The following is a 13,870-nucleotide window of genomic DNA, read 5'->3' on the forward strand; positions in this document are numbered from 1 at the left end:
TGCTGGGCACCGCGGCGCCCAGCTGGTCGCGCTCGCCGAGGTCGTGGCGAGCCGTGGTGCGCGCCGGGCGGGTCACGCCCGGAGCATCCATCGGGGTTGGACTAGGTGGAGCTGAGCAGCAGCAGGGCTCGACTATGCCGAGCCGGGCCGCATCAGCCAGGCCGCGCACCGACGGCCCGAACCGCCCGCCGCGCGCCGCCGCACCTGCCGGGCCGCACGCAAACGCCTCGAACCGCACCCCCGCCGCGCGCCGCCGCACCTGCCGGGCCGCACGCAGACACCTCGAACCGCACGCCCCACCTCGCCGTGCCCTGCTGGCCGCGCGCGCCAAACGCCTCGGACCAACCCGGCGCGGCTGCCAGATCTGTGCGGAGTGGAGACGCTCGCCGAGCCAGAGTTACGGCCGAGCGCTCCCCCGCGCGGTGTGAGTCGGCCGGCGGTCGCAGCGGCTGTGGGTCGAGCGGCGACCGTCTGCGTGCGGAGGGAAGGGGTAAGCACTGCTGGGTGGGCGTCACCGAGCCGAATGGGTTACCACCTTTCGGCGAGGTGTGGCCGGGGGCCTGACAGATCCGACCAAGACGGTCCAGAATGTCTCCATCGCGCTCACCTCCATCGCCCGCGCCGCCGGCCGTGCCCTTGCTCTGGGGCTGTCGGCGGCGCTCGCCTGTGCGGTGGGAGTCGGGGTTGGGCCGGTGGCCGCGGTCGCCTTCGAGGCCCGCAGCGAGCAGTGGCAGCTCACCGCCCTCGACGCGCGGGACGCCTGGAAGGTCTCGACCGGGAAGGGCGTGATCGTCGCCGTCATCGACAGCGGGGTGGACGCGACCCACCCGGATCTCGCCGGGCAGGTGCTGCCGGGACTCGACCTCGTCGACCCCGCGGCGGGGGACGAGGGGAAGGTCGATCCGGTCGGGCACGGTACGACCGTTGCCGCCCTCATCGCGGGCAACAACCGGGATCGTTCGGGCGCCGGGGGGATCGCGCCCGGGGCCAAGATCCTGCCGATCCGGGTCCTGGACGAGGCGAACAAGTATGACGATCCGGGCGTCGTGGCGAAGGCGGTGCGCTGGGCGGTGGATCACCGGGCCTCGGTGATCAACCTTTCGCTCGGCGGGGCGCTGCGCAGCGAGGCGATCGCGGAGGCGCTGCAGTACGCGGCGGCGCACGATGTCGTGGTTGTCGCTTGTACCGGCAACATCGCCACCGACCCGTCGATCCACCAGGTGTGGTATCCGGCGCGGGAGCCCGGGGTCGTGGCGGTGGCCGGCCTCGGCGCGCGGACCAAGACCTCCAAGGGTGACGTGCTCTGGTCCGGCTCGCTCACCGGGCCCGAGACGGTGCTGACCGCGCCCGCGGTGGATCTCATCGGGGCGAAGCCCGGCGGCGGGTACTGGCAGGTCCAGGGCACCAGCTTCGCGACCCCCCTTGTGGCCGGGGCGGCCTCGCTGGTGCGCGCCCGGTTCCCGAAGATGAGCGCCGCGAACGTCATCAACCGGCTCATCGGCACGGCCAAGGACCTCGGGCCCAAGGGGCGCGACGACCGGTTCGGCTACGGCGAGGTGGACCCGGTCGCGGCGCTGCGCGACACCGTCGGCGAGGTCGCGACCAACCCGCTCGCCGAGGACGCCTCGGGGCCGGGACCGGAGGCGGCCCCGGCCGGCGACGAGGCGGAGGCCGAGCAGGCCGGGCCGCTGCGGCCGGGCGGGGCGGCGCCGATGCCGAGCACGTCCGCGGAGCCGGATCTGCGGCAGCTGGCGAGCGACGCGCGCACGGAGGCCGGCGCGGTCGCGGGCCTCACGGCGGTGCTGGTGATCTCCATCGCGGGAGCTTCCGGCGTACTACTCCATCACCGCCGCCGCGCCCGGCACTCGACCACGCTGTAGCCGCCGCCGCTCAAAGCCCCAGACACGCGCCGCCACGCAAGACGCCAGAACCGCGAGCAGCGCGCCGCCGGGTGAGCCGCAAAACGCGAGCAGCGGGCAGCCGATGCCAAAGGTCCTGCGTCCGAATGCCATGACGCAGGAGACCGGAAGGCTAGGCGCACTCCCCCGTCTGCGTCGGGTCCGTGTGCTGCTTGCCCGCCTCGGCGACCTGCGACGCCTCGTCCGCCGTCACCGCGAAGCCCGTCTGCGGATCGTCCGCCGCCGCGGCGAAGATGACCCCGATGACCTCGCCGTCGGTGGAGAGCAGCGGGCCGCCCGAGTTGCCGGAGCGGACCAGCGCCCGGATCGTGTAGATCTCCCGGGTCACCTTGTCCTTGTCGTAGATGTCCGGGCCGGTGATGTCGCGGTGGTCGCGGATGCGGGCCGACTGCGCGTCGTACGGCCCGTCGAGCGGGTAGCCGAGCACGATCGCGTCGTCGTTGGACTCGGCCTTCTTCGCGGCGAAGGGCAGGACCGGGGCGTTGAGGCTCTTGACGTAGAGGACCGCGATGTCCCGCTTCGGGTCGTAGGCGACCACGGTCGCGGGCAGCGGGCGCGAGGAGCCGTCGACGAGGACGCTCACGGTCTTGGTGCCGGCCACGACGTGGGCGTTGGTCATGACGCGGTTCTGCGAGTAGACGAAGCCGGAGCCCTCGATGCGCCGCGAGCAGCTCGGGGCCTGGCCGAGGACCTTGACCACGGACTTCTTGGCGCTCTTGACCAGCTCGGAGCCCGCGAGCTTCGGGTCCGGCGGGGAGACCTCCTTGACCCGGGTCGGCGAGAGGCCGTCGAACACGTCCGGGAAGCCGCGGGTGTCCACGGTGTCGCGCAGCGCCTGGGAGAGCGCGTCGGCCTGGGCCGGCATCGCCTTGTCGACCACGTTCAGGATGATCGAGTTGCTGACCGAGCGGGCCAGCCAGGGCAGCGACGACGTGCTCAACGGGGCGGCGACCAGCCAGACGACGAGGAGCACGGCCACGACCGAGACGACGGCTCCGCCCGCGTTGTCGACGGCCTGGGCGTTACGGCTGACGATCGCGTTGCGCAGCCGGTTGCCGACGAAGCTCGCGAGGGCCTGGCCGGCGACGGCGAGGCCGAAGACCGCGGAGAGCGACACGACCACGCGGGCCTGGTCGGAGGAGAAGAACTGCTCGGCGAGCAGCGGGCCGAGCTGCAGGCCGAGCAGCGCGCCCCCGAAGAAGCCGACGAATGACAGCAGACCCACAAGAAAACCCTGGCGATATCCGTTGATAGCGAACATCACCATGAGGAGCAGGAGGACGAGGTCGATCACGCTGCCGGACACGCATTCAACGTACAGGTGCGGCACCAGATGTCGGCATCTCCTCAACCCTGCCGGTCGGCCACTCCACCGCCCATCCGCCGAGTTCCAGCAGCGTGGACAGCACGCCGGCGGTGAAGCCCCAGACCAACATGTCGTGAATCCGAAACGCCGGGCCGATCCAGCCGCTGGGGTGGCGAAGCCGCAGGCGGTGGGCGGGGTCGACCAGCTCGCGGATGGGGAGGCGCTCGACGCGGGCCACCTCGCGCGGGTCGGCCGGGCCGACCGGGTGCGGCTCGCGCCACCAGGCGAGGACGGGTGTGACGAGGAAGTTACTCACCGGGATCCACAGCGTCGGCAGGGTCGTGATGACCTCGACCGAGCTCGCGTCCAGACCGACCTCCTCCTCGGCCTCGCGCAGCGCGCACGCGATCGAGTCGGCGTCGCCCGGGTCGACCGCGCCGCCGGGGAACGCGGGCTGGCCGGCGTGGTTGCGCATGTCCGCGGCGCGCTGGAGCAGCAGGATGTCGGGGCCGGTGGCGGGGTCCTCGCCGAAGAGCACGAGCACCGCGCTCTGCCGGCGGCCCTCCCCGTCGGGCGTGGGCAGGCGCGTGAAGTCGGCCGCGTCGGTGTTGCGGATGTTGGTGAGCAGCGGCTCGAACCAGCCGGGCAGCTCAGTGGGAAGCTCGGTCGACAGCTCGGTCACGCGGTCACCCCCAGATGCTGCCGGGCCAGCTCCCGCAGCTTGTCCGCGGTGAGCGCCGGGCCCTGGTAGGCGTACACGATGTGCCCGCCCGGGGCCACGAACAGCGTGGAGGGCAGCGTGACCAGCGCCTTGGACACCAGCGGGCTCGCCGCCACCGCGAACTGCTGGCCCTGGTCCTCCAGCATCGGGAAGGTCAGCTTCGCGTCCGCGATCACGGACTGGGCCTGGTCGTGGCGGTCCTTGGTGACGATGCCGACCACGCGCACCTTCCCGGCCGCCGCGACCTGCTCGAGCGCGGGCAGCTCCTCGCGGCACGGCGGGCACCACGAGGCCCACAGATTCACGATCGTCGGCTCGGAGCCGAGGTCGGCCACGTCGATGAACCGGCCGCCGTCGAAGCAGGGCAGCGCCATGGCCGGCAACAGCGGGCCGTTGGCCGCCGACGCCGGGGCGGACTCGGCGGCCTTCTCGATGCAGCGCGGGCCGGTGCTCGCCGCGGTGTCGCCGGCCGAAGGGGCCTTCACGTCCGCGGTGCAGGCCGCGAGCGCCGCGACCGTTGCGAGCAGGGCCGCGGCGAGACGGAGCCGCCTCACAGGACCAGCTCCGCGAGCTCGCCCGCGCGCGGGCCCTTGAGCAGCTTGATGGCCGCCTCCACCTCGGTCGGGCCCAGACCGTACGACGGGCAGTCTTTCCGCAGCGTGCACGCCCCGCAGGCCGGTTTGCGCGCGTGGCAGACGCGGCGGCCGTGGAAGATCATCCGGTGCGAGAGCATCGTCCAGTCCCGCGGCGCGAACAGCACCGCGACGGCGAACTCGATCTTCACCGGGTCGGTCTCGTCGGTCCACTTCCAGCGGTGAACCAGGCGCTGGAAGTGGGTGTCGACGGTGATCCCGGGCACGTCGAAGGCGTTGCCGAGGATCACGTTGGCGGTCTTGCGCCCGATCCCGGGCAGCGCGACGAGCTCGTTCAGCGTCCCCGGTACCTCACCGTCATGCCGCTGCACCAGCGCCTGCCCGAGCCCGATGAGCGAGTCGGTCTTGTTGCGGAAGAAGCCGGTCGGCTTGATGAGCTCCTGCATCTCGATCGGGTCGGCCGCGGCGTACGCGGCGGCGTCCGGATACCGCGCGAACAGCTTCGGCGTCACCTGGTTGACGCGCTCGTCGGTGCACTGGGCGGACAGGATGGTGGCGACGGCGAGCTCGAGCGGGTTGGTGAAGTCGAGCTCGCAGTGCGCGTCGGGGTGGATCGTCACGAGGGCGCGGCCCATCCGCCGCGCCCGCCGCTTCAACGCCAACGCGGTCTCGGTCACGCAACGACAATACGTCGCCCGGTACGGCCCCCGATCGAGCGACTCCGTCACAGTCGACCAAGCGTTCGGTCCGCCCAGCCCGGACGCGTCAGGAGGCGGCGGGCTGCGTGATCGTGCCGTCCCCCGCGATCTGGGCGCCCGTCTTCGGGAAGTCCTGCTTCGTCAGGTTGGAGACGAACGGGATGGCCTGCTTCTTCGGGTCGGGCTTGGGCAGCCCGGGCGCGACCATGTAGGTGGCGGTGAGCGTCCCGGCCTTGAACGTACCGTCGCCGAGCAGCGTCACCTTCAGCACGCCGCCGATGCCGACCGTCCCGTTGTAGGACAGCGCCTTGTAGCCCGCGAAGTTGCCGAGGCTGTAGGCGATCAGCCGCCCCTTGTAGAACTCCATCGCGCGCATCACGTGCGGCCCGTGCCCGATGACCAGGTCGGCGCCGGCGTCGACGACGCGGTGGCTGAAGGCGACCGGGTTGCAGCGGTTCTCGCCGAGGAACATCTCGGTCTCGTTCTTCGCGTGGGTCTTGTCGGAGCCCTCGGCGCCCATGTGGACCTGCACGACCACGAGGTCGGCCTTGGTCGTGGCCTCCTTGACGATCTTCTCCGCGGCGTCGAGGTCGGAGCACAGGTTCGACCACTTGTAGGAGGCGAACCCGATCACCGCGATCTTCACGCCCTTGGCCTCGCCGACGGAGATGTCGCCCGGCCAGCCGGTGTACTTGATGCCGGCCCCGTCCAGCGTCTTCTGCGAGTTCTTGTAGCCGACCTCGCCGTAGTCGTAGGCGTGGTTGTTGGCCATGTTCATCATCTTGAAGCCGGCGTCCGTGAGGTTCTGCACGTAGGCGGGCGGGGTGCGGAAGGCGAAGCAGGTCTTGCCGGCGGTGTCGGCCGAGCACTTGCCCACGCCGGTGTCGTCGGTCAGGACCTGCTCGAGGTTGCCCATCTGGAAGTCCGCGACCAGGTATTCCTTCACCGGGTCGAAGAACCCCTTGCCGTTGTTCGGCGGCAGCCCGCCCGGGGCCATGCCCATGACGATGTCGCCGGTCGCGCTCAGCGTGATGCCCTCGGCCGGGCCGGGGACCGCGCCGGCGGCGGGCGCGGACGAGCCGCCGCCGGCCGCGTCGGAGCCGCCGCCGCCCTTCGGGCCCTGGGCCGGGCCCTGGGTCGAGGCGGGCTTGTCGTCGCCGCCGCCGAGGAAGGTGGCCGCGCCCGCGGTGCCGGCGCCGATGACCACGGCGGCCACCGCGCCCAGGATGATCGCGGTGCGCCGGCCGCCGCCGGCGCGGACGGGCGGCGGATCGCCGGGCAGCGGCAGCTTGCGCCGGCCCGCGCGCTCCTCGGGCTCGTAGGCCCGGGCGGAGTAGAGGTCCTCGGGGCGCCGCTGCTGCCCGGGCGCCGGCTCGAACAGTGGCGCGACCGGCGGGGAGCCGTAGACTTGACCGGAGACCGGGCCGGTGCGGTCGCCGCCGAACGAGCCGCCCCAGACGTTGCCGGAACCGGCCTCCGGGGTGGGCTCTTGGCGCGGGTTGCGGCCCGCCGCGAATCCGTCGAAACGACCCGTGGGCGCCCCGTAACCTCCGGCCGGTCCCGTCGGTTGCTCAGGGTGAGAGGGCGCAGGGCCGCGCCGCTCCGGCTGCTCGGGCTGCTCGTCCGGCCAGCGGGAGGGTCCGCCGTACACCGTCATGCGATCCACTCCACCACTCGGCGACGCTCCGCGCTCACGGTGAGCACGGGTCGGTTGTGTCCGACGCGAAGATATCGCACCCCCGCGAACGGCGGGCCGCCCTTGCGGAGGACGACCCAGCCGCAGGTCGCGCGGTACCATCTCCGCCTGCCCACCCTCGGTGAACGCGATCCCGTATGCATAAACTGGCGTTCGCGCGATCGCTTCGCAGAGGAGAGGACGCGCCGAGGATACGAGGTGGACGCGATGGACGAGACACTGGCGCGGAGCGGAATCTTCCAGGGGGTCGAGGCCGACGCCGCGGAATCGCTCGCCAAGGAGATGGAGACGATCGACGTCCGCAAGGGCGAGGTCGTGTTCAGCGAGGGCGAGCCGGGCGACAGTCTCTACATCGTGCTGTCCGGCAAGATCAAGGTCGGGCGCCGGGCGGCCGACGGCCGGCAGAACCTGATCGCCGTGATGGGCCCGAGCGACATGGTCGGCGAGCTCTCGCTGTTCGACCCCGGCCCGCGCACCGCCACCGCCACCGCCGTGCTCGACACGCGGCTGGCCCGGCTGCGCAAGCAGGCGCTGCGGCCGTGGCTGACCAACCGGCCGGAGATCGCCGAGCAGTTGCTGCGCGTGCTGGCCCGCCGCCTGCGCCGCACCAACGACTCGCTGGCCGACCTCATCTTCACCGACGTGCCCGGCCGCGTGGCCAAGACGCTGCTGCAGATGGCGGGCCGCTTCGGCACCCGCGACGGCGGCGTGCTGCGGGTCAACCACGACCTCACGCAGGAGGAGATGGCCCAGCTCGTCGGCGCCTCCCGGGAGACGGTCAACAAGGCCCTGGCCGACTTCGCCTCCCGCGGCTGGCTGCGGCTGGACGGCAAGAGCGTGATCATCATGGACCCCGAGCGCCTGGCCCGCCGCGCCCGCGTCTGAGCGCGACCGGCTTGGGCAGAGGGCACTGGCAGAGGGCACTGGCAGAGGGCACTGGCGGAGCATGACTCGGGTCCGCCGGGGGCACGACCGTCGCTCCCGCCAGGCACCGCTGGGCGCTGCGCGCCGACGCTGCCAGGTCCGCCGCTGGTCACCCTCACCGCACTAGGAGAAGAAACCGGACAGCTCCGAGAAGAAAAGGCCGCCCAGACACCCCGGGCGGCTTTTTTCGACCCGGAAAACAATCAGTCTTGACTGTTTGTTTTTGGACGAGGACCCTGGGAGGCATGCAGGAACGCAGCCGGGTCACGCAGCGGCGCCTGCTCGAGGCCACCGTCGAGTGCCTCTACGAGTTCGGCTGGTCCGGCGCCACCACCACGGTCATCGCCGAGCGCGCCGGCGTCTCCCGCGGCGCCCAGCTGCACCACTACCCCACCCGCGCCGCCCTGGTGCTGGCCGCCGTCCAGCACCTGGCCGAGCGCCGGGCCGAGGAGATCCGGGTCGAGGCCGCCGCGCTGACCGGCGACCGCGAGGAGCGCCTGGACCGGGTCATCGAGCTGCTCGCGGCCGCGTTCACCGGCCCGCTGTTCGTCGCGGCCCTGGAGGTCTGGGTCGCCGCGCGCACCGACCCCGAGCTGCGCGACGCGCTCGTGCCGCTCGAGGCGCGGGTCGGCCGCGAGATGCACCGGCTCACCGTCGACGTGCTGGGCGCGGACGAGTCGCGGCCGGGCGTGCGCGAGGCCGTGCAGGCGACGCTCGACCTGCTGCGCGGGCTGGGCGTGGCGAATCTGCTCACCGACGACACCCCGCGCCGCACCCTGCTCCTCGCGGCCTGGAAGCACCAGCTGGCGAAGCTGATATAGGAGGCGCGACCATGCAGCTCGACGAGGTGCTGCGAGACCTGGCGGCGGAGTCGGAGGCGCTCGACCGGCTGGTCGGCGGCCTCGACCCGCAGCAGTGGAGCCGCCCGACGCCCGCGCCCGGCTGGAGCGTGGCGCACCAGATCGCGCACCTGCACTGGACGGACGAGGCGGCCACGCTGGCCAACGCGGACCCGGACGGCTTCTACGCGCGGCTGTCGGAGTCGCTGGACGACCCGCTGACCTACGTGGATCGGGCCGCGGCCGCGGGCGTCGCGCCGCCGGACGAGCTGCTGGCGCGCTGGCGGGCCGGGCGCGCGGCGCTGGCCGAGGCGCTGCGACAGGTACCCCCGGGAGAGAAACGGCCCTGGTTCGGCCCCGCGATGTCGCCCGTCTCGTGCGCGACGGCGCGGATCATGGAGACCTGGGCGCACGGGCGCGACATCGCCGAGACGTTCCCGGACGACGAGCGCGCGCGGGAGCACCTGCGCCCGACCGAGCGACTGCGGCACGTCGCCTTCATCGGGTACCGGACGATCGGCCACGGCTTCGCCAGCCACGGGCAACCGGCCCCGCCGGCCCCCTTCCGCGTGGAGCTGAGCCTGGGCGACGACCTGGTGACCTTCGGGCCGGAGGCGTCCGGCGATCGCGTGGCGGGCCCGATCCTGGACTTCTGCCTGCTGGTGACCCAGCGGCGGCACCCGGCCGACCTGGCGTTGCAGGCGACCGGCGACCACGCGGCCGCCTGGCTCTGCGTGGCGCAGGCGTTCGCGGGCCCGCCGGGAGCCAAGCGCGAGCCGCGTGCGAGGACCCGATGACACTCAGGATCGGCAACGCGTCCGGGTTCTACGGCGACCGGGCCACGGCCTGGCGCGAGATGCTCGACGGCGGCGAGCTCGACGTGCTCACCGGCGACTACCTGGCCGAGCTCACGATGCTCATCCTCGGCCGGGACCGGCTCAAGGACCCGGCGACCGGATACGCCAAGACCTTCCTGCGCCAGCTGGAGTCCGTCATCGGAAGTGCCCAGGAGCGCGGCGTCCGCCTGGTGACCAACGCCGGCGGGCTGAACCCGGCCGGGCTCGCCGACGCCGTGCGGGCCCTCGCCGCGCGGCTCGGCCTGGACGTGGCCGTCGCGCACGTGGAGGGCGACGACGTGAACGCGCTGGTGCCGGGACTCACCGCCAACGCGTACCTCGGCGCCTTCGGCATCGCCGAGTGCCTGAACGCGGGCGCGGACATCGTGGTCACCGGCCGGGTCACCGACGCCTCGCTGGTCGTCGGCCCCGGCATCGCCCGCTTCGGCTGGACCCGCGACGACCTCGACGCGCTCGCGGGGGCCACGGTCGCCGGGCACGTGCTGGAGTGCGGGGCCCAGGCGACGGGCGGCAACTACGCGTTCTTCACCGAGCTGCCCGACCGCGCCCGCCGCCCCGGCTTCCCGCTCGCCGAACTGCACGCCGACGGCTCCGCGGTGATCACCAAGCACCCGGGCACCGGCGGGGCGGTGACGGTGGAGACGGTGACCGCGCAGCTGCTCTACGAGATCGGCACGCCCGCGTACGCCGGGCCCGACGTGGTCGCCGACTTCGCCTCCATCCGCCTGGCCGCCGACGGGCCGGACCGGGTGCGCGTCTCGGGCGTCCGCGGCGCCCCGCCGCCGCCCTCGCTGAAGGTCGGCGTCAACTCGCTGGGCGGCTTCCGCAACGCGATGACGTTCGTGCTGTGCGGGCTCGAGATCGAGTCCAAGTCCGATCTGGTACGCGCCCAGCTCACCGACGCCCTGGGCCCCGACGGCCTCGAGTTCACCCTGGCCCGCACCGACCGCCCGGACGCCGATTCGGAGGCGGCCGCCAGCGCCCTGCTGACCGTGTCGATCAAGGACTCCGATCCGAAGCGGGCCGGCCGCACCTTCTCCCAGGCCGCGGTGGAGCTCGCCCTCGCCTCCTACCCCGGGCTGGCGCTGACCGCCCCGCCCGGCGACGCCACCCCGTTCGGCGTGTTCACCGGGCACTTCGTCCCGCAGGAGGCGGTCGAGCACGTGGCCGTCCGGCCCGACGGCACCCGCCGCACGATCCCGCCGCCCGCCACGACGATCGCGGGCACTCCACCGGACTCCCAGCCGGGCTCACCGCAACAGCCGCCGCCGGGCGTGGCGGTCCCGCTGGGCACGGTGTTCGGGGCGCGCTCCGGGGACAAGGGCGGCGACGCGAACATCGGCGTCTGGGCCCGCGCCGAGCCCGCCTACGCGTGGCTGCGCGATCACCTCACGGCCGACCGGCTCCGGGAGCTGCTGCCCGAGGCGCGGCCGCTGCCGATCGAGCGGTACGAGCTGCCGAATCTCCTCGCCGTCAACTTCGTCGTGCGCGGCATCCTCGGCGAGGGGGTCGCGGCCAGCACCCGCTTCGACCCCCAGGGCAAGGCCCTCGGCGAGTGGCTGCGCTCCCGGGTCGTCGAGCTGCCTCAGGAGCTGTTGTCGTGACCGGTCCGGAGCGAAGCGGAGGGGCCGATCCCTTCGAGACCGAGGAGCGGCGGCGGCTGCGTGAGCTGACCCGTGCCTTCGTCACCCGCGAGGTGCTCCCCCACCTCGACGCCTGGGAACGCGCCGGCGAGGTGCCCCGCGCGCTGCATCGGCGGGCCGCCGAGCTCGGGCTGCTCGGCATCGGCTTCCCCGAGTCGGCCGGCGGCTCCGGCGGCGACCTCGTCGACACCGTCGTGGTCACCGAGGAGCTGATCCAGGCCGGCGGGTCGTCCGGGCTCGTGGCCGCGCTGTTCACGCACGGCATCGCGCTGCCGCACATCGTCGCGACCGGGCGGGCGGACCTGATCGAGCGGTTCGCGCGCCCGACGCTCGCCGGGGAGCGGATCGGCTGCCTGGCCGTCACCGAGCCCGACGGCGGCTCCGACGTGGCCGGCATCCGCACGCGGGCGGACGACCACGGCGATCACTACGTCGTCAGCGGTACGAAGACGTTCATCACCAGCGGGGCGCGGGCCGACTTCGCGACCGTGGCCGCCCGGACCGGCGAGGGCCTGCGCCTTCTCGTGGTCGAGGACTTCACGGTCACCCGGAGGCTGGACAAGATGGGCTGGCACTGCTCGGACACCGCGGAGCTGGCCTTCGTGGACGCGCGGGTGCCCAAGGACCATGTCGTGGGCGGGTTCGCCGAGCTCATGGCCCACTTCGCGACCGAGCGCATCTCGCTGGCGGTGCAGTCCTACGCCACCGCCCAGCGCTGCCTCGACCTGACGCTGACCTGGGTGCGCGACCGGCACACCTTCGGCCGCCCGCTGGCGAGCCGGCAGCTCGTGCGGCACCGCCTCGCCGAGATGGCGTGCCTGGTCGCGGTGGCCCGCACATACGTACGTCACGTCGCCGTCCGTGTCGCAAGCGGCGAGCGGCTCGTTACGGAGGTGGCGATGGCGAAGAACACCGCGGTCGCGACCTGCGACCACGTCGTCGATCAGGCCGTGCAGCTCCACGGCGGCCTGGGGTACGTCCGCGACGCCGAGGTCGAGCGCCACTACCGCGACGCTCGGATCATGGGCATCGGCGGCGGGACCACGGAGATCATGAACGAGATCATCGCGAAGCAGTTGGGGGTCTGAGGGCCATGCCAGTGTTGACGAGCAACCTCGACCCGCGCGGGACCGTGTACTCGGAGAACCGCGCGGCGATGCTGGAGCGCCTGACCGAGCTGGAATCGGCGCTGCGCCAGGCGCGCGGCGGCGGGGGCGACAAGTACGCGGCGCGCCACCACGCGCGGGGCAAGTTACTGCCGCGCGAGCGCATCGAACTGCTGGTCGACCGCGACTCGCCGTTCCTGGAGATCTGCCCGGTCGCGGCCTGGGGCACCGACTACCCGGTCGGCGCGAGCGTGGTGGCCGGCATCGGGATCGTCGAGGGCGTGCCCTGCGTGATCGTGGCCAACGACCCGACGGTGCGCGGCGGCGCGGTCAACCCGTTCTCGCTGAAGAAGACCCAGCGGGCCTCGCAGATCGCGCGGGAGAACCGGCTGCCGCTGATCAACCTGGTCGAGTCGGGCGGGGCGGACCTGCCGCAGCAGGCCGAGATCTTCATCCCGGGCGGCGCCGCGTTCCGCGACCTGACCCGGCTCTCGGCGGCGCAGATCCCCACGGTCGCGGTGGTCTTCGGCAACGCGACGGCCGGCGGGGCGTACGTCCCCGGCATGTCCGACTACACGATCTTCGTGCGCGACCGGGCCAAGGTGTTCCTGGCCGGGCCGCCGCTGGTGAAGATGGCCACCGGCGAGACGGTCGACGACGAGACGCTGGGCGGCGCCGCGATGCACGGCACGCGCTCGGGCCTGGCCGACTTCGTGGCCGAGGACGAGCGCGACGGCCTGCGGCTGGCCCGCGCCTGCGTGCGCAACCTCGGCCGCACGGCCACCCGCACCTATGGCACGGAGCCGAAGTACGACGCCGACGATCTGCTGGGCATCCCGAGCGCGGACCTGCGGGTGCCGTTCGACCCGCGGGAGATCCTGGCCCGGGTGCTCGACGGCAGCGAGTTCGACGAGTTCAAGCCGGCCTACGGCCCGGCCCTGTGCACCGGCTGGGGCGCGATCCACGGCCACCGCGTCGGCGTGCTGGCCAACGTGCGCGGCGTGCTGTTCTCGGCCGAGGCGCAGAAGGCGGCCCAGTTCATCCAGCTCGCGAACGCGAACGGCACCCCGCTGGTCTTCCTGCAGAACACGACCGGCTACATGGTCGGCAGCGAATACGAGCAGGGCGGCATCATCAAGCACGGCGCGCTCATGATCAACGCGGTGGCCAACTCGCGGGTACCCCACCTGACCGTCAACATCGGCGCCTCCTACGGCGCCGGCAACTACGGCATGTGCGGCCGCGCCTTCGAGCCGCGGTTCCTGTTCACCTGGCCGAACGCCAAGTCCGCGGTCATGGGCCCGCAGCAGCTGGCCGGCGTGCTGTCGATCGTGGCCCGCCAGGCGGCCGAGGCCAAGGGCCATGCCTACGACGAGGAGCAGGACCGCACCATGCGGTTCATGGTCGAGCACAAGGTCGAGCAGGAGTCGGCGGCGCTGTTCCTCTCCGGCCGCCTGTACGACGACGGCGTGATCGACCCACGCGACACCCGCACCGTCCTGGGCATGTGCCTGGCGCTCGTCGGCACCGGCGACCGCGCGAACTTCGGTGTATTCCGGCATTAGGGG

General features: G+C 72.9%; 12 protein-coding genes. 7 read left to right on the forward strand and 5 right to left on the reverse strand.

From position 1 onward, the window contains the following. The first annotated feature begins 692 nt into the window (after positions 1-692). The gene (mycP, locus tag ABT369_RS15300; RefSeq protein ID WP_502891759.1) at positions 693-1,880 is read left to right on the forward strand and encodes a type VII secretion-associated serine protease mycosin; all 1,188 of its coding nucleotides are present in this window, start codon (positions 693-695) and stop codon (positions 1,878-1,880) included. A gap of 151 nt (positions 1,881-2,031) precedes the next feature. Here mycP and ABT369_RS15305 read toward each other — a convergent pair whose 3' ends face one another. From ABT369_RS15305 to ABT369_RS15325, 5 genes are all read right to left on the reverse strand, one after another. Then, positions 2,032-3,225, reverse strand: a complete 1,194-nt coding sequence (locus ABT369_RS15305; protein ID WP_350612364.1) for a MarP family serine protease — start codon at positions 3,223-3,225, stop codon at positions 2,032-2,034. Positions 3,226-3,229: 4 nt separating this feature from the next. After that, positions 3,230-3,898, reverse strand: coding sequence for an NUDIX hydrolase (locus tag ABT369_RS15310; protein ID WP_350612469.1), 669 nt, complete (start codon positions 3,896-3,898; stop codon positions 3,230-3,232). Between the two features lie 5 nt (positions 3,899-3,903). Further along, complete coding sequence (locus ABT369_RS15315) at positions 3,904-4,500, reverse strand: TlpA family protein disulfide reductase (RefSeq protein WP_350612365.1); 597 nt, start codon at positions 4,498-4,500, stop codon at positions 3,904-3,906. Beyond that, positions 4,497-5,174 (reverse strand): endonuclease III, encoded by a 678-nt coding sequence (nth, locus tag ABT369_RS15320; RefSeq protein ID WP_350612471.1) that lies wholly within the window; start codon positions 5,172-5,174, stop codon positions 4,497-4,499. Before nth ends, ABT369_RS15315 begins: the two co-directional genes overlap by 4 nt. Before the next feature lie 130 nt (positions 5,175-5,304). After that, positions 5,305-6,519, reverse strand: coding sequence for a CapA family protein (locus ABT369_RS15325; protein ID WP_502891763.1), 1,215 nt, complete (start codon positions 6,517-6,519; stop codon positions 5,305-5,307). Between the two features lie 621 nt (positions 6,520-7,140). Here ABT369_RS15325 and ABT369_RS15330 point away from each other — a divergent pair. From ABT369_RS15330 to ABT369_RS15355, 6 genes are all read left to right on the forward strand, one after another. Next, the gene (locus tag ABT369_RS15330) at positions 7,141-7,818 is read left to right on the forward strand and encodes a Crp/Fnr family transcriptional regulator (protein WP_350612368.1); all 678 of its coding nucleotides are present in this window, start codon (positions 7,141-7,143) and stop codon (positions 7,816-7,818) included. A gap of 284 nt (positions 7,819-8,102) precedes the next feature. Further along, positions 8,103-8,678, forward strand: a complete 576-nt coding sequence (locus tag ABT369_RS15335; RefSeq protein ID WP_350612369.1) for a TetR/AcrR family transcriptional regulator — start codon at positions 8,103-8,105, stop codon at positions 8,676-8,678. 11 nt (positions 8,679-8,689) lie between these two features. After that, a complete protein-coding gene (locus tag ABT369_RS15340; RefSeq protein WP_350612371.1) occupies positions 8,690-9,493 on the forward strand; it encodes a TIGR03084 family metal-binding protein in 804 nt (267 codons plus the stop codon). Then, positions 9,490-11,157 (forward strand): acyclic terpene utilization AtuA family protein, encoded by a 1,668-nt coding sequence (locus ABT369_RS15345; protein ID WP_350612372.1) that lies wholly within the window; start codon positions 9,490-9,492, stop codon positions 11,155-11,157. Before ABT369_RS15340 ends, ABT369_RS15345 begins: the two co-directional genes overlap by 4 nt. Continuing rightward, positions 11,154-12,284: an acyl-CoA dehydrogenase family protein gene (locus tag ABT369_RS15350; RefSeq protein ID WP_350612373.1), complete on the forward strand. Its 1,131-nt coding sequence runs from the start codon at positions 11,154-11,156 to the stop codon at positions 12,282-12,284. The genes ABT369_RS15345 and ABT369_RS15350 overlap by 4 nt, the downstream gene beginning before the upstream one ends. Before the next feature lie 5 nt (positions 12,285-12,289). Beyond that, positions 12,290-13,867: an acyl-CoA carboxylase subunit beta gene (locus tag ABT369_RS15355; protein WP_350612374.1), complete on the forward strand. Its 1,578-nt coding sequence runs from the start codon at positions 12,290-12,292 to the stop codon at positions 13,865-13,867. The last annotated feature ends 3 nt before the right edge of the window (positions 13,868-13,870 follow it).

Source organism: Dactylosporangium sp. NPDC000244, assembly GCF_040300725.1.
Lineage (GTDB): Bacteria > Actinomycetota > Actinomycetes > Mycobacteriales > Micromonosporaceae > Dactylosporangium.

Bases quoted from the DNA above. Each gene is read 5' to 3' on its own strand.
- ABT369_RS15335 (WP_350612369.1), top strand. From the start codon at position 8,103: ATGCAGGAACGCAGCCGGGTCACGCAGCGGCGCCTGCTCGAGGCCACC.
- ABT369_RS15355 (WP_350612374.1), top strand. From the start codon at position 12,290: ATGCCAGTGTTGACGAGCAACCTCGACCCGCGCGGGACCGTGTACTCG.
- ABT369_RS15330 (WP_350612368.1), top strand. From the start codon at position 7,141: ATGGACGAGACACTGGCGCGGAGCGGAATCTTCCAGGGGGTCGAGGCC.
- ABT369_RS15345 (WP_350612372.1), top strand. From the start codon at position 9,490: ATGACACTCAGGATCGGCAACGCGTCCGGGTTCTACGGCGACCGGGCC.
- ABT369_RS15340 (WP_350612371.1), top strand. From the start codon at position 8,690: ATGCAGCTCGACGAGGTGCTGCGAGACCTGGCGGCGGAGTCGGAGGCG.
- nth (WP_350612471.1), bottom strand. From the start codon at position 5,174: ATGGGCCGCGCCCTCGTGACGATCCACCCCGACGCGCACTGCGAGCTC.